At 61.3% G+C, this 20,828-nt stretch carries 19 protein-coding genes; 13 read left to right on the top strand and 6 right to left on the bottom strand.

All coding sequences use genetic code 11. The features are described from left to right. Positions 1-90: 90 nt before the first annotated feature. From MPZ60_RS11670 to MPZ60_RS11625, 10 genes are all read left to right on the top strand, one after another. Positions 91-2,271 (top strand): ATP-binding protein, encoded by a 2,181-nt coding sequence (locus MPZ60_RS11670; protein ID WP_034352405.1) that lies wholly within the window; start codon positions 91-93, stop codon positions 2,269-2,271. Between the two features lie 20 nt (positions 2,272-2,291). Then, the gene (locus MPZ60_RS11665) at positions 2,292-2,954 is read left to right on the top strand and encodes an RluA family pseudouridine synthase (protein WP_034352402.1); all 663 of its coding nucleotides are present in this window, start codon (positions 2,292-2,294) and stop codon (positions 2,952-2,954) included. A 350-nt stretch (positions 2,955-3,304) separates the two neighbouring features. Further along, the gene (locus MPZ60_RS11660; RefSeq protein ID WP_034352399.1) at positions 3,305-4,426 is read left to right on the top strand and encodes a branched-chain amino acid ABC transporter substrate-binding protein; all 1,122 of its coding nucleotides are present in this window, start codon (positions 3,305-3,307) and stop codon (positions 4,424-4,426) included. A gap of 96 nt (positions 4,427-4,522) precedes the next feature. After that, on the top strand, positions 4,523-5,446 hold the full coding sequence (gene livH / locus MPZ60_RS11655) for a high-affinity branched-chain amino acid ABC transporter permease LivH (RefSeq protein ID WP_034352396.1): 924 nt from the start codon (positions 4,523-4,525) through the stop codon (positions 5,444-5,446). Further along, a complete protein-coding gene (locus MPZ60_RS11650) occupies positions 5,446-6,684 on the top strand; it encodes a high-affinity branched-chain amino acid ABC transporter permease LivM (RefSeq protein WP_003079484.1) in 1,239 nt (412 codons plus the stop codon). Before livH ends, MPZ60_RS11650 begins: the two co-directional genes overlap by 1 nt. Positions 6,685-6,739: 55 nt before the next feature. Beyond that, entirely contained in the window at positions 6,740-7,507 is a 768-nt protein-coding gene (gene livG / locus MPZ60_RS11645) for a high-affinity branched-chain amino acid ABC transporter ATP-binding protein LivG (RefSeq protein WP_003079486.1), read from the top strand. Continuing rightward, positions 7,507-8,220 (top strand): ABC transporter ATP-binding protein, encoded by a 714-nt coding sequence (locus tag MPZ60_RS11640; protein WP_034352393.1) that lies wholly within the window; start codon positions 7,507-7,509, stop codon positions 8,218-8,220. Before livG ends, MPZ60_RS11640 begins: the two co-directional genes overlap by 1 nt. A 92-nt stretch (positions 8,221-8,312) precedes the next feature. Further along, complete coding sequence (locus MPZ60_RS11635) at positions 8,313-9,077, top strand: SDR family NAD(P)-dependent oxidoreductase (RefSeq protein WP_080746077.1); 765 nt, start codon at positions 8,313-8,315, stop codon at positions 9,075-9,077. A gap of 523 nt (positions 9,078-9,600) precedes the next feature. Continuing rightward, entirely contained in the window at positions 9,601-10,584 is a 984-nt protein-coding gene (locus MPZ60_RS11630) for a tripartite tricarboxylate transporter substrate binding protein (protein ID WP_034352578.1), read from the top strand. An 85-nt stretch (positions 10,585-10,669) separates the two neighbouring features. Next, on the top strand, positions 10,670-11,227 hold the full coding sequence (locus MPZ60_RS11625) for a bacteriohemerythrin (RefSeq protein ID WP_229228666.1): 558 nt from the start codon (positions 10,670-10,672) through the stop codon (positions 11,225-11,227). 67 nt (positions 11,228-11,294) lie between these two features. Here MPZ60_RS11625 and MPZ60_RS11620 read toward each other — a convergent pair whose 3' ends face one another. The 4 genes from MPZ60_RS11620 to pobA form a co-directional block, all read right to left on the bottom strand. After that, positions 11,295-11,732 carry a universal stress protein gene (locus MPZ60_RS11620; protein WP_034352575.1) on the bottom strand — a complete coding sequence of 146 codons (438 nt, stop codon included), beginning with the start codon at positions 11,730-11,732 and terminating at the stop codon, positions 11,295-11,297. 157 nt (positions 11,733-11,889) lie between these two features. Continuing rightward, positions 11,890-12,363, bottom strand: a complete 474-nt coding sequence (locus MPZ60_RS11615; RefSeq protein ID WP_034352390.1) for a hypothetical protein — start codon at positions 12,361-12,363, stop codon at positions 11,890-11,892. Between the two features lie 189 nt (positions 12,364-12,552). Next, positions 12,553-13,332 carry a 2OG-Fe dioxygenase family protein gene (locus MPZ60_RS11610; protein WP_034352388.1) on the bottom strand — a complete coding sequence of 260 codons (780 nt, stop codon included), beginning with the start codon at positions 13,330-13,332 and terminating at the stop codon, positions 12,553-12,555. A gap of 197 nt (positions 13,333-13,529) precedes the next feature. Then, a complete protein-coding gene (pobA, locus tag MPZ60_RS11605) occupies positions 13,530-14,705 on the bottom strand; it encodes a 4-hydroxybenzoate 3-monooxygenase (RefSeq protein ID WP_012838227.1) in 1,176 nt (391 codons plus the stop codon). A 180-nt stretch (positions 14,706-14,885) separates the two neighbouring features. Between pobA and MPZ60_RS11600 the strand changes: the two genes are divergently transcribed. Next, positions 14,886-15,674 carry an IclR family transcriptional regulator C-terminal domain-containing protein gene (locus MPZ60_RS11600; protein ID WP_034352384.1) on the top strand — a complete coding sequence of 263 codons (789 nt, stop codon included), beginning with the start codon at positions 14,886-14,888 and terminating at the stop codon, positions 15,672-15,674. 145 nt (positions 15,675-15,819) lie between these two features. On the opposite strand, the gene MPZ60_RS11595 is transcribed toward MPZ60_RS11600, so the two are convergent. After that, positions 15,820-16,731 carry a LysR family transcriptional regulator gene (locus tag MPZ60_RS11595; protein ID WP_034352381.1) on the bottom strand — a complete coding sequence of 304 codons (912 nt, stop codon included), beginning with the start codon at positions 16,729-16,731 and terminating at the stop codon, positions 15,820-15,822. Positions 16,732-16,919: 188 nt separating this feature from the next. Between MPZ60_RS11595 and MPZ60_RS11590 the strand changes: the two genes are divergently transcribed. Continuing rightward, complete coding sequence (locus MPZ60_RS11590; protein WP_034352378.1) at positions 16,920-17,918, top strand: tripartite tricarboxylate transporter substrate binding protein; 999 nt, start codon at positions 16,920-16,922, stop codon at positions 17,916-17,918. Positions 17,919-18,035: 117 nt separating this feature from the next. Here MPZ60_RS11590 and MPZ60_RS11585 read toward each other — a convergent pair whose 3' ends face one another. Then, entirely contained in the window at positions 18,036-19,376 is a 1,341-nt protein-coding gene (locus MPZ60_RS11585) for an MFS transporter (RefSeq protein WP_034352375.1), read from the bottom strand. A gap of 338 nt (positions 19,377-19,714) precedes the next feature. Between MPZ60_RS11585 and cyoA the strand changes: the two genes are divergently transcribed. Beyond that, the gene (gene cyoA, locus MPZ60_RS11580) at positions 19,715-20,770 is read left to right on the top strand and encodes a ubiquinol oxidase subunit II (RefSeq protein WP_034352372.1); all 1,056 of its coding nucleotides are present in this window, start codon (positions 19,715-19,717) and stop codon (positions 20,768-20,770) included. Positions 20,771-20,828 lie beyond the last annotated feature (58 nt).

Below are 20,828 nucleotides of genomic sequence, written 5' to 3'. Positions count from 1 at the left end.
TCGAGTTGCCTGAATACCGGTTGACTGCCCGCCTTTTTCAAGGGCAGGTGCAGGGACCGGCTTACACTGCCGAGGTCTTCTGCCTGTCTCATGAGCTCCTCTGAACCCACTCCCCCTCCCTTGCTGCCTGTCATTGATGGCGGCCTGCCTCTGCATGCCCTGCTGGCCCCCGGTGCTGCGCCGCTGGGCCTGAGCGCCAACACCCAGCCATTGGTGCCGGAGGATGAAGACCCGCTGCAGGCCCTGGTGGCGGAGTTGCGCAACTACCAGCACGAGCTGGAGCTGCAAAACGAGGTACTCAATTACAGCCAGGCCGTGGCCGAGAGCGCATCGGAGCGGTTTGAAACGCTGTTTGCAAGCATTCCGCTGCCGCTGCTGGTGGTTGATGAATACGATATGGTGGTCCAGGCCAATGCCATGGCTCACCGCGCATTTCAGCCCACCGAAAAAGATCGGCTGCTGATCAACTTCAAGCCCTTTGTGCATGTCAACGACGCAGAGCGCGTGACTACGGCCTTCGAGCAGGCCAAGGCGATGGGACGCGCCGAGGTGCACGAGGTTCTGTTCCAGATCACCGAAGAATTCGAGCTCTGCGGCGACCTGCATGTGGCCGGCGTGGTCGTGCCCCAGCAAAACGGTCCGGCCACCTGGCAGTATTTGTGCGCCGTTGTCAACCAGGGCCCGCTGCTTGCCGAGCGCAAGGCGCTGCAAGAGCGCAACCAGCAGCTTTATTCCAGCGAGAGACGGCTGGAGTCGGTCATCAACTCCGCGCTGGACGCCATCATCTGCGTCGATCAGCATCAGCGCATCACTGTCTTCAACCCCACGGCGGCAGCCCTGTTTCTGTGCTCGCCTCAGGATGCCCTGGGCAGCCCGCTGGAGCGTTTTTTACCCGATGCCGCTCGGGCACTGGCTTTTTCCTCGCTGACCACACAGGCCGTGCTAGGCGAGATGACGGGGCTGACCCTGTCGGGGCGTGAGATTCCCATGGAAATCAGCGTCTCCTTCGAACACCACAGCAGCGGCGACACCACCACCATCTTTGCGCGCGACCTGACCAGCCGCAATCGCGCCGAAGCCCAGCGCAATGCGCTGGAAACCCAGCTGCGCGAATCCCACAAGATGCAGGCCGTAGGCACCATGGCCGGCGGGATTGCCCACGACTTCAACAACATCGTGGGCGCAATCCTGGGCAATGTGGAGCTGGCCAAGGCCGATAGCTGCGGCAACCCGGCTGCCATGGAAAGCCTGCGCGAGATCGAAAAAGCCGGTCGCCGCGCCCGCGATCTGGTGCGCCAGATTCTGACCTTCAGCCGCAATGACCTGCCCGAACGCCGTCCGGTTCAGGTGCAGGAAGTCATGTCCGACACGGCTCGCCTGCTGCGCGTGACTCTGCCTCCCTCCATAGAGCTGCAGGTGCAGGAGTCCAACGATCTGCCGCCGCTGCTGGCCGACCCCACTCAGGTGGAACAGGCGCTGTTCAATCTCTGCAACAACGCCATGCAGGCCATTGGCAGTCAGCGCGGCATCATCCAGATGCGGGCCATGCGCATTGCTCCCGACAGCTACCAATGCGAACGCCTGGGTCTGGCCGTGGCTGAATACCTGGTCTTCATGGTGCAGGACTCCGGCCCAGGCATGGACGTCGCGACTCAGCGACGCATCTTCGAGCCTTTTTTCACCACCAAACCGGTCGGCCAGGGCACAGGCCTGGGCCTCTCGGTCGTACATGGCGTGATGCGCACCCATGGCGGCGCTGTCGATGTGCACAGCGAACTGGGCCAGGGCAGTTGCTTCACGCTGTACTTTCCTCTCAGCGACCCGACTTCCAGCCACTCTGCGCTGCCGCCCATGCGCATGGACAAGCCCGAAGCCCCGCTGCCCGAACCTGTCCTGGCCACGCGCGCCAGCCATGTCATGTATGTGGACGACGATCAGGCTCTGGTCTTCCTGTTTCAGCGCCTGCTGCGCCGTCGCGGCTATGAAGTCTCGGGCTTTACCGATCCCCATGAGGCCATGGCCGCCCTGCATGAGGAGCCACAGCGTTTTGACCTCATAGTCACCGACTACAACATGCCCGGTTTCAGCGGACTGGACCTGCTCAGACAGGCTCTGCAGATCAGCCCTCAACTGCCGGTTGCACTGGCCTCCGGCTATGTGACGGCCGAAATCGAGCAGGCTGCGATTGCAGCCGGAGCCAGAGCCTTGATCCACAAGCCCAACGATGTGCAGGAGTTCTGTGCCACTGTGCATGAACTGCTCAACCCCTGAAGCAATCGATAGCTGTTTGAATGAGTGCGTTGAACTGTGTGTATGAAGACGAGCACCTGCTGGTGCTCGACAAGCCCTCGGGCCTGCTGTGCGTGCCCGGTCGCGGCCCCGACAAGCAAGACTGCCTGAGCCTGCGTGCCCTCCGACATTTCGGCGATGCACTGGTCGTGCACCGGCTCGATCAGGCCACATCGGGTCTGGTCGTCATGGCTCGCAATCCGGCCGTCCAACGCCAGCTCAGCCAGGCCTTTGCCGAACGCAAGGTCGACAAGCGCTATATCGCCGTAGTGGCCGGCGAGTTGCAGGCGCACAGCGAAGCAGCGAATGACAGGGGCTGGCAACTGATAGACCTGCCGATTGCGGCCGACTGGGAGCGTCGGCCGCTGCGTGTCATCAACCACGAAACCGGCAAAAGCAGCCAGACGCTGTGGCAGGTGATCGAGCACACCGTCCAACCAGGAATACCCTGCACCCGGGTTTTGCTGAGCCCGCTGACGGGGCGCACCCATCAATTGCGCCTGCATATGGCGGCCATAGGCCATCCCATGCTGGGCGATGCGCTATATGCCAGCGAAGCCGTGGCCTGCGCCAGCCCACGCCTGTTGCTACATGCGGCAGCACTGGAGCTGGTGCACCCGGTCACCGGCGGACTGCTGCAGCTAAAAAGCGATCCACTTTTTTAATCCCCCTCAAATCGGCAGCAGCCGTCAAGCTCTCAAAGTTGCCACGCCGCAACAAAAAACCCTTCAGAACTGCGCTGGGGCAGGACAGAAATCCGCACAAAAAGACCGCTGATGCAGATACTTGCCTACAGTTCAGGCATGGACTGTGCGTATACATCACAAATGCAGGCTGCGCCATAGCCCTTGCGTACTAGCTGCTATGCACGACATAGCAAAAACCGAAAGCCTGCACCAGCCCCTGCATACCCTGTTGCCTTCGTTGACCACTCGATTAATCTGAGCTTCTTTGCGCGAACTGCTATGGCAGCAATCGCGCTTTTCGAACATCTCTCGAGATTAAGGAAGTCCTCATGAGCATTCCGTTCCGCATGCAAACCGTTGTTGCCGCCCTGGGCCTGGCTGGTGCCGCCCTGGTCTCCACCGCGCATGCCCAAATCAAGATCGCCCTGGTCATCCCCACCACCGGTGCGCTGACCCAGTACGGCGACATGGTCAAGGAAGGCGCCACCACCGCCGTTGAAATGGCCAATGCCGCTGGCGGTGTCAATGGCAAGAAGATCGAGCTGGTACCCGTGGATGATGCCTGCGAACCCAAGCAAGGCCCCGTCGCTGCCAACCGCGTGGTCAACAACAAGATCGGCTATGTGGTCGGCCCCGTCTGCTCGGGTGCCTCGATTGCCGCAGCGCCCATCTACAACAACGAAGGCGTGGTGGTCGTCACTCCTTCTGCCACCTCGCCCGCTCTGACCGACGGCAAGAACTACCACTTCATCTTCCGCACCATTGGCCGTGACGACCAGCAGGGCCCGGCGGCCGCCAAGTTCATTGCCGAGAAGCTCAAGCCCAAAAAGGTTGCCGTGCTGCACGACAAGCAGTCTTACGGCCAGGGCATTGCCTCTTCCGTACGTGACGACCTGAAGAAGGCCAAGATCGACGTGGCACTGTTTGAGGGCATCAACGCAGGCGACAGCGACTACTCCGCCGTCATCACCAAGCTCAAGGGCGCAGGCGTGGACTTTGTCTATTACGGCGGCTACCACCCCGAAATGGGTCTGCTGCTGCGTCAGGCTGCCGAGCAAGGTCTGAAGGTCAAGATGATGGGCCCTGAAGGCGTGGGCAACCCCGAAGTCAACGCCATTGCAGGCCCTGCCGTCGAAGGCATGCTGGTGACTCTGCCCGCCGACTTTGCCGCTAACCCCAAGAACGCCGCCGTGGTCAAGGCCTTCCAGGACAAGAAGCGCAATGCTTCGGGTGCCTTCCAGCTGACTTCGTTTGCCGCAACTCAATCGCTGCTGGCCGCCATCAAGGCCGCTGGCGACAACCCCGCCAAGGTGGCGGACTGGATGCACAAATCCACCGGCGTGGACACCGTGCTGGGCCCCGTGTCCTGGAACAAGCAGGGTGACCTGAACTCCTTCGATTTCCAGGTCTTCCAGTGGCACAAGGACGGCAGCAAATCGCTCGCCAAGTAATTCCACCACTCTCTCCGGAGGCAATGGCAGGGGCCATGCCTCCGGATGTTTGTTATCTGGCCCTCGGGCCTTTTCCTGTTTCAAGGGTGGCGTTACATGTCAGACTTTCTCCCCCAGCTGATACAACAGCTATTCAACGGGCTCTCACTCGGAGCCATTTACGCCCTGATCGCCATTGGCTACACCATGGTCTACGGCATCATCGGCATGATCAATTTCGCACACGGTGACATCTACATGATCGGGGCCTATATAGGCCTCGTGACGCTTTCGGCGATTGGCACGCAAAGCGGTCTGCCCATATGGGCCATCATCGGCCTGATGCTGGTGGTGGCCGTATTCGTAACCGGCGTCTACGGCCTGGTCGTCGAACAGGTGGCCTACAAGCCCGTGCGCCAGAGCCCGCGTCTGGTCGCGCTGATCTCGGCCATCGGCATGTCCATATTCCTGCAGAACTGGGTGGCTCTGGGCCAGGGCGCGCGCGATATGGCCGTGCCTTCGCTGCTGCCGGGCGCCATCAATTTCCACATGAGCAATTTCGAGGTCTTCATCCCCTATACCCGCGTGCTCATCATCGCGGTGACCGTGGTGCTGATGATTGCACTGACCATGTACATCAAGCATTCGCGCATGGGCCGTGCCTCGCGCGCCTGCGCTCAGGATATGCACATGGCCAATCTGCTGGGCATAGATACCAACAAGGTCATCTCCTTCACCTTTGTGCTGGGTGCCGTGCTGGCCGCCGTGGGCGGCGTGCTGATTGCGCTGGCTGTGGGCAAGCTCAACCCCTTCATCGGCTTCCTCGCCGGCATCAAGGCCTTCACGGCCGCCGTGCTGGGCGGCATAGGCTCCATCCCCGGCGCCATGCTGGGCGGTGTGATCCTGGGCGTAGCCGAGACCTTTGCAGCCGCCTACATCTCGTCGGAATACAAGGACATCGTGGCTTTCGGCCTGCTGGTGACCATATTGATGTTCCGCCCCTCGGGCCTGCTGGGCAAACCTGAAGTGGAGAAAGTCTGATGAAGTACAGCTTTTCCGCCGCTTTGCGCGATGCGCTGATCGCCACCGTGATGACGGCCATCGTCGTCACCCCCATCTTCAGCCTGCACCTGGAGCGCGCCGGCGTGCGCACTATCATCACCCCCGACTGGAGCATGACCGGCTGGGCCTGCCTTGCCATCTTCGTCGTGCAGATGCTCAAGCCCCTGCTCGCTGGCAAGCTGCCCAAGGTCAATCTGCCGGCAGTCCCGCAGATGAAGTCGGGCACACGCAACGTCGTCATCTTTGTGGTGCTGATGATGGCCGCCTCCTGGCCATTCTTCGCGGGCCGCAATGCCGTCGACATCGCGACTCTGGCAATGATTTACGTCATGCTGGGCCTGGGTCTGAACGTGGTGGTCGGCTTTGCCGGCCTGCTGGACCTGGGCTTTGTGGGCTTCTATGCCGTTGGCGCCTACACCTATGCGCTGCTGTTCCACTGGGCTGGCTGGACGTTCTGGGAAGCGCTGCCGCTGGCCGGCGCAGCCTCGGCTCTGTTCGGCTTCGTGCTGGGCTTTCCCGTGCTGCGCCTGCGCGGTGACTATCTGGCCATCGTGACGCTGGGTTTCGGTGAGATCATCCGCCTGCTGCTGACCAATCTGACCAGCTTCACGGGCGGTCCCGACGGCATCTCCAGCATTCCCAAGCCTACGGTGCTGGGCCTGCCCATGACCCGCTCGCCCCTGACCGAGGACGGCACGACCTTTCATCAGTTCTTCGGTCTGGAGTTCAACTCCATGCACATGGTGATCTTCGTCTATCTGATGGCCCTGCTGCTGGCCATGGTGACGCTGTTCATCAGCAACCGCCTGATCCGCATGCCCATAGGCCGCGCCTGGGAAGCGCTGCGCGAGGATGAAATCGCCTGCCGTTCGCTGGGCCTCAACCCCATGAAGATTAAGCTCTCGGCCTTCACGCTGGGCGCCATGTTCGCGGGTTTTGGCGGCGCCTTCTTCGCCGCTCGCCAGGGCATCGTCAATCCCGAGTCCTTCACCTTCATCGAGTCGGCCCTGATTCTGGCCATTGTGGTGCTGGGTGGCATGGGCTCTCAGCTGGGCGTGATCGTGGCTGCCATCATCCTCACCGTACTGCCCGAGCTGGCACGCGAGTTCTCCGAATACCGCATGCTGATCTTCGGTCTGGTCATGATTTTGATGATGGTCTGGCGTCCCCAGGGCCTGCTGCCCATGAAGCGACACCAAGTGGAGGTGAAGTCATGAAGCTGCACCTGAACGCTATTATTTCAATAACTACAACCACAGGCAGGGCAAACGCATGAGCGAGTATTTGCTGGAAGTCAAAGACCTGTGCATGCGCTTCGGCGGCCTGCTGGCCGTGGACAACGTGGGCTTTAACGTACGCCCTCAGGAAGTGTTTGCCATCATCGGCCCCAACGGCGCGGGCAAGACCACGGTATTCAACTGCATCAGCGGTTTCTACCAGCCCTCAGGCGGCTCGGTCGTTCTGGACGGCCAGAGCATTGCAGGCCACAGCAGCCACCAGGTCGCCAACCACGGTGTGGTGCGCACATTCCAGAACGTGCGCCTGTTCAAGAGCATGACGGCGCTGGAAAACCTGCTGGTCGCACAGCACCGCCAGTCGCGCGCCACGCTGCTCGGCGGCCTGTTCAACACGCCAGGTTATCGCCGTGCCGAACAGGAAAAGATCGACAACGCGCTCCAATGGCTGGACGTGATGGGCCTGCGCCAGTTTGCCAACCGCGAGGCAGGCAATCTGGCCTACGGTCACCAGCGCCGGCTGGAGATTGCGCGCTGCATGATCACCAAGCCTCGCGTGCTGATGCTGGACGAGCCCGCCGCCGGCCTGAACCCGCAGGAGAAGAAAGACCTGCAGCATCTGATCGACGATCTGCGCAAACAGTACGGCGTGGCCGTGCTGCTGATCGAGCACGATATGGGTCTGGTCATGGGAGTGTCCGAGCGCATTCTGGTCATGGAATACGGCAAGCCCATCGCCATGGGCCTGCCCGAGGCGATTCGCAATGATGAACGGGTCATCAAGGCCTATCTGGGAGAGGCCTGATGAGCCAGCATATGTTGCAACTGGAGCAGGTCTCCACCCATTACGGCGCGATCTGCGCGGTCAATCATGTCAGCCTGCATGTCGATCAGGGCGAGATCGTCACACTCATCGGCAGCAATGGTGCTGGCAAGACATCGCTTCTGATGACGGTCTGCGGCAACCCTCGTGCCAGCGGCGGGCGCATTCTGTTCGAGGGCGAGGACATCACCCAGATGTCCACCCATCACATCATGCGCCGCGGCATTGCCATCTCGCCCGAAGGCCGTCGTGTCTTCAAGGACCTGACGGTGACCGAGAACCTGCAGATGGGCGGCTTTTTCCTGAGCAAGGCCGAGATTGCCGACGGCGTCGAGCATGTGTTCAAGCTCTTTCCTCGTTTGAAGGAGCGCGCAGCGCAACGCTCGGGCACCATGTCGGGCGGCGAGCAGCAGATGCTGGCCATAGGCCGCGCACTGATGAGCAAGCCGCGCCTGCTGCTGCTGGACGAACCCACACTGGGCCTGGCGCCGCTCATCATTGCGCAGATCTTCGAGATCATTCAGACCATCCGCGCAGCGGGTGTGACGGTGTTCCTGGTCGAGCAGAATGCCAACCGCGCCCTGCAGATTGCCGACCGAGGCTATGTGCTGGAAACCGGCAAGGTGGTGCTGGAGGACAGCGGTGTCAACTTGCTGAGCAATGACGAGGTGCGCAAGGCCTATCTGGGTCATTGACAGCTCGCTGAGCTCATCTGAGTTCATCGCCAGGCCCAGCCGGACGCAAGTCTTGCGGGGCTTGCTCTTTTCGGTCTTCAATCAACCGTAAGATGCTTCGCATGACAAAGCACTTAACGATTCTGACCGGTGGCTCTCGCGGCATGGGCCTGTCCATGGGACAGCAACTGCTGCAGCAAGGCCATCAGTTGCTGAGCATTGCCCGCAAGACCAGCGCCGCCCTGGCCTCCAGCTCCAGCAAGCCTGCACAGCTATTGCAATGGGAGCAGGACCTGGCACAAAGCGCTGCTGCTGCGCAGCGCCTGGCGACCTGGCTAGGCACGATAGATCCGCGTGAATGGGCCAGCATCACCCTGATCAACAATGCGGGCGTCATCCCGCAGATTGCGCCGCTGTCCCAGGTGCCTTCAGCCGACATGATCAATGCCCTGCGCGTGGGTCTTGAGGCTCCCATGGCCCTGACCGGAGCCTTTCTCGGTGCAACCGAGAGCTGGAGGATTCCCCGCAAGGTGCTCAATATCTCCTCGGGCCTGGGCCGCCGCGCGATGGCCTCGCAAGCCAGCTATTGCACGGCTAAGGCCGGCATGGACCAGTTCAGCAGCTGCGTGGCTCTGGAAGAGGCGGCCAAGCCCAACGGCGCACGCATTGTGTCTCTGGCGCCAGGCGTCATCGACACCGATATGCAGGTACAACTGCGCAGCGCAGCTTCAACCGACTTCCCTGAGGTGGGCCGTTTTGCTGGTCTGCACAGCAACGGGCAGCTGACCTCGGCCGATGACGCCGCAGCCCGCGTGCTGGCCTGGCTGGCACGACCGGACTTCGGCGACCAGGTGGTTGCCGACGTACGCCAGGCTTGAGATAGCACTCAGAACGGCTGGACTCCAAAACATGGCTGCAACCGCCTTATCCAAACCAATGGCCAAAGGCGCCTGCAGCTCTTGTTGCCGTGAACTACCGGACCAAGCAAAAAATCTGGGAACAGGCGCAGCCTATTCTCGAACCAAGCCCTGGCAAGTCTTTCACGCGTGGCAGAATGTTTCCACTGGTCTGCAGCAGCCTCCGTGGCTGTGCGCAGATCCACAATCCGCACCCGTGGGCCACATAGACAGCGACACCCGATCGGTACGCTGCCTCCGTGCTAGCAACGGCAGCAACCCTGTCGTGCAGCGCGTGCGGATGGCGATCATGTCCGTACGGCATGGCTCGCGCTCCCCGGTAAAGACAAATACCCATTGATGGCGGAACCACCGTCCCCGATCATCGAAAAGCCCACCTTCCGTGACTCTGGCTGCCGGGCTCAAGGCTCAGGCACCAGCAGCGACTGCGCCGCCCTTGTTTGCGGGCCAGCGCTCCCCCGTTCGTCTCTGGAGCTTCTTTTTCATGATTCGCCAAATTCTCATCAGCACAGCCGTGATCGCAAGCGCGGGCCTGAGCTTTTCAGCCGCTGCACAAGACCCCGCAGCCGACTACCCCAACAAGCCCGTGCGCATGATCGTGCCGTTCCCACCTGGCGGCGGCACCGACATCCTCTCGCGCGTGATTGCCAACAAGCTCACCGAAGTCAGCAAATGGACCGTGGTGCCCGACAACCGTGCGGGTGCAGGCGGCACCATCGGTATCACCGAAGCGGTCAAGGCGGCGCCCACGGGCTATGACATGGTGATGGGCCAGAAGGACAATGTGGTCCTTGGCCCCTACCTCTACAAGAACCTGCCCTGGAACCCCAGCAAGGATCTGACCCCCGTGGCTCATGTGGCCTACACCCCCATCGTGATCGCCACAGCCGCCAACTCGCCGTACAAGACGCTGGCCGACGTGGTGGCTGCAGCCAAGAAGAACCCGTCCAAGATCACCTACGGCTCGCCCGGCAACGGCACCAGCATCCACCTGGCCGGCGTGATGCTGGAAAAGGCCTCGGACATTCATCTGACTCACGTGCCCTATAAAGGCTCCAACCCCGCGATGATGGATGCACTGGCCGGCAATGTGGATCTGCTGGTGTCCTCCGTCCCCTCGGCCATAGCCCAGATCAAGGCCGGCAAGCTGCGCGCCATCGCCGTGACCTCGGCAAAGCGCTCGTCCTCGCTGCCAGACACCCCAACACTGGCCGAGTCCGGTCTCAAGGGCTTTGATGTGAGTACCTGGTACGGCCTGTTCATGCCCAAGGGCACACCCGCAGCCATCGTGACCAAGGTCAATGTCGAAGTGAACAAGCTGCTGGCCATGCCCGAGGTGCGCGAGGCCATTCTGACCCAGGGCGCCGAGCCCCAGTCCATGAGCGCAGCCAGCTTCGACAAGATGTTCCAGGCCGACTTCAAGCAGTCCAAACAGGTCGTCGAATCCTCGGGCGCCAAGATCGAGTGACATCCCGACGCGGCGCGCAGGATTCGCGCCGCCCTGCCTGGCGCGGATAGACCTGATCTGAATCAATGCGGCATATGACAGGCTCGTGAATACTTCTCCGGAAACCCTTGAATTTCTGGAGAACATCATGGCATTGCTGGTCTGGGTCCCCGAACTGGACACCGGGATTGCGGAGATCGACCGGCAGCACCGCCGCATCGTCGATTACATCAACCGGCTTTACGAGTTGCGCAGCTCGCCAGATCGCGAAGGGCTGGGCGATGTCATCGGCGAGATGATCGACTACACCGTCTCGCACTTCGTCTTCGAGGAAAGCCTGATCGAGAGCGCCGGCTATATGTTCGCAGGGCCGCACAAAAAAGTGCACGAGCTGTTCACGCGCCGCGTGATCGAGATGCAGACCCGCTTCGATGCGGGTGAGGATGTGGCCGCCGAACTGCATGGCATGCTCTCGCGCTGGCTGTTCAACCACATCCGCAACGAAGACCATGGCTATGTGGACTCGGCCAAGGTCTATCTGCGCATGATGTCCAAAGAGAGCGGACACACGGCAGAAAAAGAACGACTCAAAGCGGAAGTGCTGCAGGAGCTGGAATTGCAGCGCAAGAAAAAAGGCTGGCTGGCCCGGCTGCTCAATCGCTAAGCACCCTTGCTCACAAGAAAAACGGCTCCCTGAGGAGCCGTTGCTTCATGGTGCAGCCGCCTCGCGCTCACTCGCGCACGACCAGCACCGGCACACGCACGGCGCCAAGCACGCGCTGCGTGACGCTGCCCAGCATCAGCTTCTCAAGGCCGCGTCGCCCCTGCGAGCCCATGACGACGAGATCGGCACCCACGCTTTCCATGGTGCGCACAATGCCTTCATGCACCGCATGGCCCTCGCCCACCAGCGTCTTCACGGGCACGCCTGCCTCATCCATGATGGCCTTGACCGCATCCAGGGCGGTGTTGGCTTCGGCGGTGGCCGCGCTCAGATACTGTGACTGGCCGTAGGCAAAGTCGGCGCCCACGCCGGTGAAAGGATAGGGATCGACCACATACACCGCCGTCACGGCGCTGCCGAAGACCTTGGAAAGCTCAGCGGCCTTGTGTGCCGCCAGCATGGAGGGCTTGGAGCCGTCGACCGGAACCAGAATGTGATTGAACATGGACATATGTTTCTCCTTTCAGGTTGCAGGCGACACGGGCCTCAAGCCAGAGGCCCGGGGCAGATGCCGCTCTTGAAATAGCGTTGAGTCTGCCTTCATCATGCCTCAGCGTGCTGACATGAATCAACCCTGAAGTTCACGCTGACTGAGACCCGGCTCAGATACAGACATGGGCCGTCTGGTATTCGTAGCATTTGTCCAGCAGAGTGTCGGACTTGTCGGTGATCGTGATGCGAGTGCCGTCTGGGCGCAGCAGGGATACATTCTTGAAGGCTGGCTCATGGGGCTTGCTGGGCGCATCGCGGCGCACGGTCCATTCCTCCCGGACGATGCCGCCCGGCATGTCCAACATCACGACGATCCGCTCGGTATCGTCCGAGAGTCGAATGCACTTGGCATCATTGAGCTCGACCACGGCCCCGGCCGGCGCGGCCAGACCATAAGGGCATTCCTCCACGCCGTGAATCGGTACCGAGGCATCGCCGAGGGTAATCTCAAGGCCATTGCGAAAGTAGATCGTGGGCTCCTTGGTGTAGGCCGCCTGCGCCGGACGATCTTGCGAAGGCTTGCAGGCCGCTACTGTGACAAGAGCGGTCAGCACTGAAATACTAAGGGCGTAAAAACGATTCATATAAAAAACCACGCTCTGCAAGGCGTGGTGTTGGCCAGCTGATCTGGCTTGTTGGATGCAGGGAAGACTCGAAGAGGCGAAAGCTTCGCCGCGACAAGCCTGCATCATGCAGTGTTGATGACGTCACTTTGACGTATTGAGCACGTTACAGTTTTGCTCAAATTTTCCGAACAAAGGCGTCCGGATCAATCAGGCAGCCTGACCCTTCTGCTCCTGAAGCTCGGCACCCTGGAAGTTGCCGCGGCGATAGGTCAGCACCAGGGTGTCGCGCACGCCACCAGGCTCGACGGGTTGAATCGGCGTGGTCTCATGAATCATGCGCGCATCGTCGAGCAGCATCACCGACCAGGGTTCGGTCAAGGTAAAGCGCTGGCCGTTGGGACCGCTCGCCTCGAAGACGCGGGTCTCGCCCCCTTTGACGCCCTTGCGCCCCACCAGCAGTACGGCAACCAGGTCGACTCCGTCGCGGTGCGCACCTTCGGGCGTGGGCCGGCCGATACCGTCCGTGGTGTCGATGCGGAACTGGTGCGCCTCGACAAACCAGCGTTCATGCAGCTCGTCGGTGCAGAACACCTGATCGGCCAGTTGGCCCAGGGCATTGATCATCGCCAGCCAGGCCGCGCTGGTGGTGGTGCTGTCCTGCATGGGCTCGAACATGCGCTGCATGCCGCCATGCAGAGCGTTGTATTCCACGGGCTGCCAGTGGGCGCGATGAGGCACTTGCTGCACCTGATCGCCTTCGCTGACAAAGCAGGAATGGCGGCGGCGGCGATAGCGGCCTCCATCCTTGAGGAAGGCATCGGGCGGCAGACCCTGCCAGTCCGCATCCATGGCGTGCAGATCGGCCACACTCAGGCCCATCCACTGGGCGAAGTCCTCGGGCTGCAGCACGGCATAGCCGCGCGTGCGCAAGGACTGGGCTGCCTCGGCAGCGGCAATATAGGGAGGGGAAAACATGATGTGCGCCATAAGGTCGGCAAGCTTACTCCTCGCAGGCCCTGCTGGCTTGTGCCTTAGCATCAAAATTTACGCAAGGCAGCATCAACCAAATTGCATGGATGAAAAAATGCCTGCATCGCACACAGCAATGCAGGCAGAACGCAAGGCGCCGGGATCGGGCACCTGGCCTTCATCACCACGGTGATGAAGGCCAGGCGGTCTGGGGCTTAAACCAGAGGCAGACCCACATAGTTCTCGGCCAGCGAGGTCGAGCCGGCTTCGGAGTGGACGATGTAGTCCAGCTCGGCTTCCTGCACCTTGGTGTTGAACTCGCCCTCGCCGGGGAAGTTGTGCAGCATGGAAGTCATCCACCAGGAGAAGCGCTCGGCCTTCCAGACACGGCGCAGGCACTGCTCGGAGTAACGGTCGATGCCGGCCTCGGACTGCTCCTTGTAGTACTCGACAAAGGCTTGCGACAGATAACCCACGTCGGAAGCTGCCAGATTCAGGCCCTTGGCGCCGGTGGGCGGCACGATGTGCGCGGCGTCGCCGGCCAGGAACATGCGGCCGAAGCGCATGGGCTCAGTTACAAAGCTGCGCAGCGGCGCAATGCTTTTTTCCAGCGATGGGCCGGTCACCAGATTGGCGCGGGCTTCGGGGTCCAGGCGCTTCTTGAGCTCCTCCCAGAACGCTTCGTCGCTCCAGTCCTCGACCTTGTCGGTCAGCGGCACCTGCAGATAGTAGCGGCTGCGCGTGGCGCTGCGCTGGCTGCACAGGGCAAAGCCGCGCTCGGTGTTGGCATAGATCAGCTCGTGCGACACGGGCGGCGTATCCGAAAGCAGGCCCAGCCAGCCGAAGGGATAGACCTTCTCGAAGGTCTTGATCTTGTCCTGAGGAGCGCTGGCGCGGCAGATGCCGTGAAAGCCGTCGCAGCCGGCGATGAAGTCGCACTCGATCTCGTGCACCTGGCCGTCTTTTTCGTAACGCACCTTGGGCTTGTCGCTCTCGAAGTCCACGGGCTGCACATGGCTGGCCTCGTAGACCGTGGTCAGGCCCTCCTGGGCGCGCACTTCCATCAGATCGCGGGTCACCTCGGTCTGACCATAGACCATCACGCGCTTGCCGCCGGTCAGGTCATGCAGATTGATGCGGTGGCGCTTGCCCTTGAACAGCAGCTCGATGCCGTCATGAGGCAGACCTTCCTCATTCATGCGCTTGTCGGCACCCGCCTGCTTGAGCAGATCCACCGTCACCTGCTCCAGCACGCCGGCGCGGATGCGGCCCAGCACATAGTCGGCGCTGCGCTGCTCGATGATGATGTTGTCGATGCCCGCCTTGTAGAGCAGCTGCCCCAGCAGCAACCCCGAGGGACCGGCACCGATGATGGCGACTTGTGTACGCATGATTGTGACTCCTTGTTATGGCTCAAAAACCTGTCAACCGACGAGCGTGACGACGCCGGTTGCGCTGTGCAGCAAGACTAAGTTTTGTGCTGCATCAAGACAAAGGAGAGAATCGATGTTTGCGCGATAATCGCACAATGAGAACGATGATCGCGCAAAACAAGAAATGCGGAACCCTCCATGAATGACCATGGCTCACCCTCCATCGCCCCGGCAGACTTCATTGCCGGCCTGGCCAAGGGCCTGGCCGTACTGGAAAGCTTCGACACCGAGCGCCAGCGCCTGAACGCCACCATGGCCGCCGAGCGCGCCGGCATCACGCGCGCCGCAGCCAGGCGCCATCTGCTCACGCTGGCCTATCTCGGCTACCTGGAGTCCGATGGCAGCTATTTCTGGCTGGCTCCCAAGGTGCTGCGCCTGTCGGGCAGCTATCTGGCCTCGGCCCGGCTGCCGCGCATCGTGCAACCCGTGCTGCACAGACTGGCAGCGCAGACCGGACTGTCCTACTCCTGCGTGGTGCGCGAGGGCCGCGAAGTCGTCATCGTCGCTCGCAGCGCCGTTCATGAGAAGGGCGAACGGCTGATGGCCCACGGACTGCACCTGGGCACACGCCTGCCGGCGCACGCCACGTCCACCGGCCGGGTGCTGCTGGCCTCGCTCTCAAGCTCGGAGCTTGACGACTGGCTGGCCGCCTATGACCTGCCCAAGCTGACGGCACACACAGTTTCCGATGCAGCTGCGCTAAAGGCCTTGCTCGACGAGGTGCGCCGCCTCGACTACTGCATGGCGCTTGAGGAGCATGAACTGGCCATTCAGGCCGTGGCCGTGCCGCTGCGCAATATGCGCGGACGCACCGTGGCAGCGCTGAATGTGGTGACATCGGCCAAACGCATGAGCCCGCAAACCATGCAGCAGGAAATACTGCCGTTGCTGCAGGAAGCCGCGAGAACCTTGCGCCCCCAGCTTTGACGCTATTAATATCAAAGCTTATTGCGCTTGCCCTTCATCGATTTCAGATAAAAATAAGGTTGAAATCCATATTCAACAAGTGCAACCAGCTCCCCTAACAGGAGCATGAACCAGCAGCGGCCATACCCCGGAGCAGGCCAGTCGTTCAGATATGACCGCTCTCCACCGAGCACACCTGCATGCTGAGGCGGCGCAGCAACTCGGCCGTGCGGCGCATCAGCGGCGTGGACTTCTTTTTGGCGGGCTGCACCAGGCACAAGGTGCTGACGATATGCGGCGACTTGATAGGCACTTCCACCAGCGCAGCATCCGTGGCATGACTGTGCATGGCGCTATCGGTCAGCGCCGCATAGCCATAGCCGCCGCGCACCAGATCCAGAATGGCAGGCACGCTGGAAACCTCCCAGACCACATTGAGCTTGACCTGGGACAACGTGGCCTGGGCCTCCATCAGCTTGCGGAAAATCTGCCCGTGCTGGGGCATGATCAACGGGAACTCGGCCAGATGCTCGAACGGAATGCTGGTGCGCCCTGCCAGCGTGCTGGCCGGGCCGATCAGGCACAGGCGCTCTTCGAGCACGGGCGAGACCTCGATCTGCGGGTGCGGCTCCGGCGTGTAGACAAGGCCCAGATCCATGCGCCCCGAAGTCAGCCACTCCGAGATATTCATCGAAAAACCTTCGACCACTGCCAGCCTGGCCTTGGGCATTTCGCGGCTGAAGCCGTCGATCAGGGGCAGGGTCAGGCGCCGCGCCAGGCTCGGCGGCAAGCCGACCGTGATACGCCCCACGGGCTCGTCGCGCTGACTGCCCAGGTCTTCCTTGGCCATGGCCACGCGCTGCATGATGGCATGGCCATGCTCGAGCAGGCGGCGCCCCGCATCGGTCAGCGTCACGCCGCGCCCGGTGCGTATCAGCAGGGTCTCGCGCAACTCGGTTTCCAGGGCCCGTACCTGACGGCTGAGCGCCGGCTGGGCAGTGTCCAGCAGTACCGCAGCCTTGCTGAAGCTCCCCACTTCGGCCACCCGAACAAAGGTCTCTATCTGCTGCAGATTCATGCTCACACCTTTCAAAACAAGCTATGCTATTTTGCTATAGCTGCTAGCCTCAGCTAGACCTAGGTGTTTATGACCCAAGTGACACAATGTAATCAACTGGGCCTGAATATCTAAAAATAACAGCCGACGATATCAACAATGCGTGGTCCACACGCAATTCATCATCGACATCCTTCCAGGGAGACAAAATGACCCATAAGCTCAATATGAGCCGTCGCCAAGCTGCATTCGCACTCGGCGCCATTGCCGCAGCCGTGGCAGCCCCCTCGTTCGCCCAGGGCGACAAGTGGCCCACCAAGTCCTCGCGCATCATCAACCCCTTCCCGGTAGGCGGTGGCCCCGATGGCCTGTCGCGCCTGGTGGCCGACAAGCTGGGCCGCGCCTGGGGTCAGCCCGTGGTGGTGGAAAATCGTCCCGGCGGCAACGGCTTCATCGCCATCAGCGAATTCAAGCGCGGCGCAACCGACGGCACGGACATGATCCAGCTGGACAACGTCCATATCGCCGCCTACCCCCACCTGTTCAAGAAGCTGCCCTACGACCTGAACAAGGACTTCGAAATCCTGATGCCCTTGTTCCGCAACTTCTTCTTTGTCTGCGTGCCCGTCAACAGCCCCTACAAGACCATCGGCGACCTGATTGCCGACGCCAAGGCGCACCCCGGCAAGCTGAACTACGGCTCCTGGTCCGTTGGCAACCCTGTTCACCTGGGCTCGGCCCTGCTGGAAAACCAGACCGGCACCAAGATGGAGCATGTGATCTACAAGGAAACCAGCCAGCTGTACCAGGGCGTTGCCAATGGCGAGCTGACTTTTGCCCTGGGCTCCCTGGGCACTGCAGGCCCTCTGGTGCGTGGCGGCAAGCTGCGCTTCCTGGCCGTGGCAGCTCCCAGCCGCATTGCCGGCTTCGAGAACGTGCCCACGGTGTCCGAATCGGGCGGCCCCAAGGACTTCACTGCCATCGGCTGGAATGCCCTGGCTGTGCGTCCCGGCACACCCCCCGCCGTGATCGAAAAGATCCGCACCGATGTGCGCCAGGCCCTGACAGGCCAGGACGTCAAGGACAAGTTCGCAGCCTTCGGCTACGAATCCTTCAATCCCACGCCTGCCGAGTTCAAGGCCTTCATGGCCTCCGAGAGCAAGCGTTTCGGTGATGTCATCAAGAAGGCCGGTCTGGCACTGGACTGATCCGTCTTCCAGTCGATAAAAAGCCGCCTCTTGCAGGCGGCTTTTTCATGTCCCCTGGCATCAAGAAAAACGCCCGATGCAAGCACCGGGCGTTTTGCAGGGAAGTTCACTGACTTCTTATTGGTCGCGCGCCTCGATGGCACGGTTGATGCCCAGGGCCGCCAGCGTGCACAAGGCGCCCGACAGCAGATAGATACCCAGAGCCACCAGACCGAACTTTGCCGAGACACCCAAGGCCACCAGAGGCGCAAACGCCGCACCGATGAGCCAGGCCATGTCCGTGGACAGGGCCGCACCGGTGTAACGGTAGCGCGACGAGAAGTTGGATGTCACCGTGCCCGATGCCTGGCCGTAGGACAGGCCCAGCAGCACAAAGCCCACCAGGATGAACACATTGTTGCCGGTGCTGCCGCTGCCCAGCAACCAGGGCGCAAGAAAGCTGAAGATGCCGATCAGGCAGGCCATGGTGCCCAGGGTGTTGCGACGCCCCACTCGGTCCGCCAGCCAGCCCGACAGCATGATGGCCGCGCCTGCCAGCAGTGCACCGATGATCTGCACCACCAGCACTTCGGTCATGGACTGGTCGGAGTACATGGAAATCCAGGACAGCGGGAACACGGTCACCAGATGGAACAGCGCAAAGCTGGCCAGTGCGGCAAAAGCACCGATCATCACATTGCGGCCTTCGTTGGCCATGAGACTGGTCACGCTGATGGGCTCCAGCTCACGCTCCTGCAGAAGCTGGGTATAGGACTGGCCCACGACCAGACGCAGGCGCGCAAACAGCGCCACCACGTTGATGGCGAAGGCCACGCAGAAGGGGTAGCGCCAGCCATAGCTCATGAACTCGTCGGCCGTCAGGCTGGAGTACAGATAGGCAAACAACGCTGCCGCAATGATGAAACCCAGCGGCGCCCCGAGCTGACCGATCATCGAATACCAGCCGCGCTTGTTCGGCGGCGCGGACATGGCCAGCAGCGAAGGCAAGCCGTCCCAGGAGCCCCCGAGCGCCAGGCCCTGGCCGATGCGCAGGATCACCAGCGCCCAGACGGCCTTCATGCCCGCTGTCTCATAGCTCGGCAGGAAGGTCATGCCCACCGTGCACACGCCCAGCAGAAGCAGCGCCAGAGTCAGCTTGGTGGCACGCCCCCAGACCCGCTGCACGGCCATGGACAGCGCCGTGCCCACGGGGCGGGCCACAAAGGCCAACGAGAAGATGGCAAACGCGGCCAGCGTGCCATCGAGCTTGGATAGATAGGGAAACAGCAGCGAGGGAAACACCAGCACGCAGGCGATGCCGAACACGAAGAAGTCAAAGTACTCGGAAGAGCGCCCGATGATCACCCCCACGGCAATCTCGCCGGGAGTCACATCCTCGTCGGTATGCGCATAGGCCAGGGTTTCCGAGTTCTCATAGTCTTGCTGAGTAAGACCAACGGACGGGTTCATGCTTGTCATAAAGGTACAACTCCTTGTCTTACTTTTCAGTCCCGGGGACGCTTTCCGTTCTACGCCCAAGCATGTGCAGCTGCAATAGAGTTTTTGCCCTGAACACTGTCAGCCCAGCCCCGTGCAGGCCCCGTTTCTGAGGGCTGATTTGACAATTTCAAGCCCTGTCAGCTCAAAGTTTGTCCACGCGCCAAAGCCGCTAAACCCTTGTCGCATAGCGCATTTCCAATCCCGAGCTGTTGACCTTGGACAAAATGTCCAATGGACAAGCCACTGTTTGGTATTACATTTGCCGAGATCCAGTAATCCGCGTTTACACCTAAGCGCGACTTTGTCACGCCCAAAGCATGTTAAAAATCAAGGAAATCCGTGGGCCCGCGTGGCTCTCAGCGGCCGCTTTGACCGCAACCCTCGCAGGTTGCAGCAAGGCCGTCGTCCTCAACCCAGCTGGCGATGTCGCCAAGCAGCAAGGCGATCTGGTCATTACGGCCACTTTGCTGATGTTGCTCATCATCGTCCCCGTCATCTTTTTGACGCTGCTGTTTGCCTGGAAATACCGCCAGTCCAACACCGAAGCCAAGTACGACCCCGAATGGCACCACTCCACTGCGCTGGAACTGGTGATCTGGACGGTTCCCCTGCTCATCATCATCGCTTTGGGCGCCATTACCTGGATCAGCACCCACAAGCTCGACCCTTATCGTCCCCTGGACCGCATCTCCGCCACCAAGGCTCTGGACCCCAACGTCAAGCCTCTGGAGATCCAGGTCGTGTCTCTGGACTGGAAATGGCTGTTCTTCTACCCTGAGCAAGGCATTGCCACCGTCAACGAAGTGGCTGCCCCGGTGGATCGCCCCATTCACTTCAAGCTGACCTCCACCCACACCATGAACGCGTTCTACGTTCCTGATCTGGCCGGCATGATCTACACCATGCCCGGCATGCAGACCGAGCTGAACGCCGTGATCAACAAGCCAGGTGTCTATGGCGGCAAGTCCTCTCACTACAGCGGCGCTGGTTTTGCAGGCATGACCTTCAAGTTCCACGGCCTGGAAAACGAGCAGTTCGATCAGTGGGTTGCCAAGGCCAAGACCGAAGGCAAGGCCCTGACACGCGATGCCTATATCGATCTGGCCAAGCCCAGCGAGCGCAACCCCGTTGAACGCTTCGCCAGCGTGGACGAAGGCCTGTACCACAAGGTCCTCAACCGCTGCGTGGAAGACGGCAAGATGTGCATGAACGAGATGATGGCCATCGACGCCGCCGGCGGCAAGGCACCTGCACACCACAGCAAGACCTCCAGCGTGGCCCTGCCCCTGGATGTCTGCACTTCCAAAGACGCTGACCGCGTTGTCGCCCTGCTCGACGAAGTCGCCGCCTCCGGAGCTGTCGCACAGCAATAAGTAGTTCACGGTGCGGATGCGCTCACCGCCCAGCCGCTCCAATACGACAAAAGAGACT

Origin of the sequence: Comamonas sp. 7D-2, from assembly GCF_022749555.1 — a bacterium.
Classification (GTDB): domain Bacteria; phylum Pseudomonadota; class Gammaproteobacteria; order Burkholderiales; family Burkholderiaceae_C; genus Comamonas; species Comamonas thiooxydans.
Note: the sequence above shows the minus strand (reverse complement) of the source record. Positions and strands in the feature narration are given on the sequence as shown.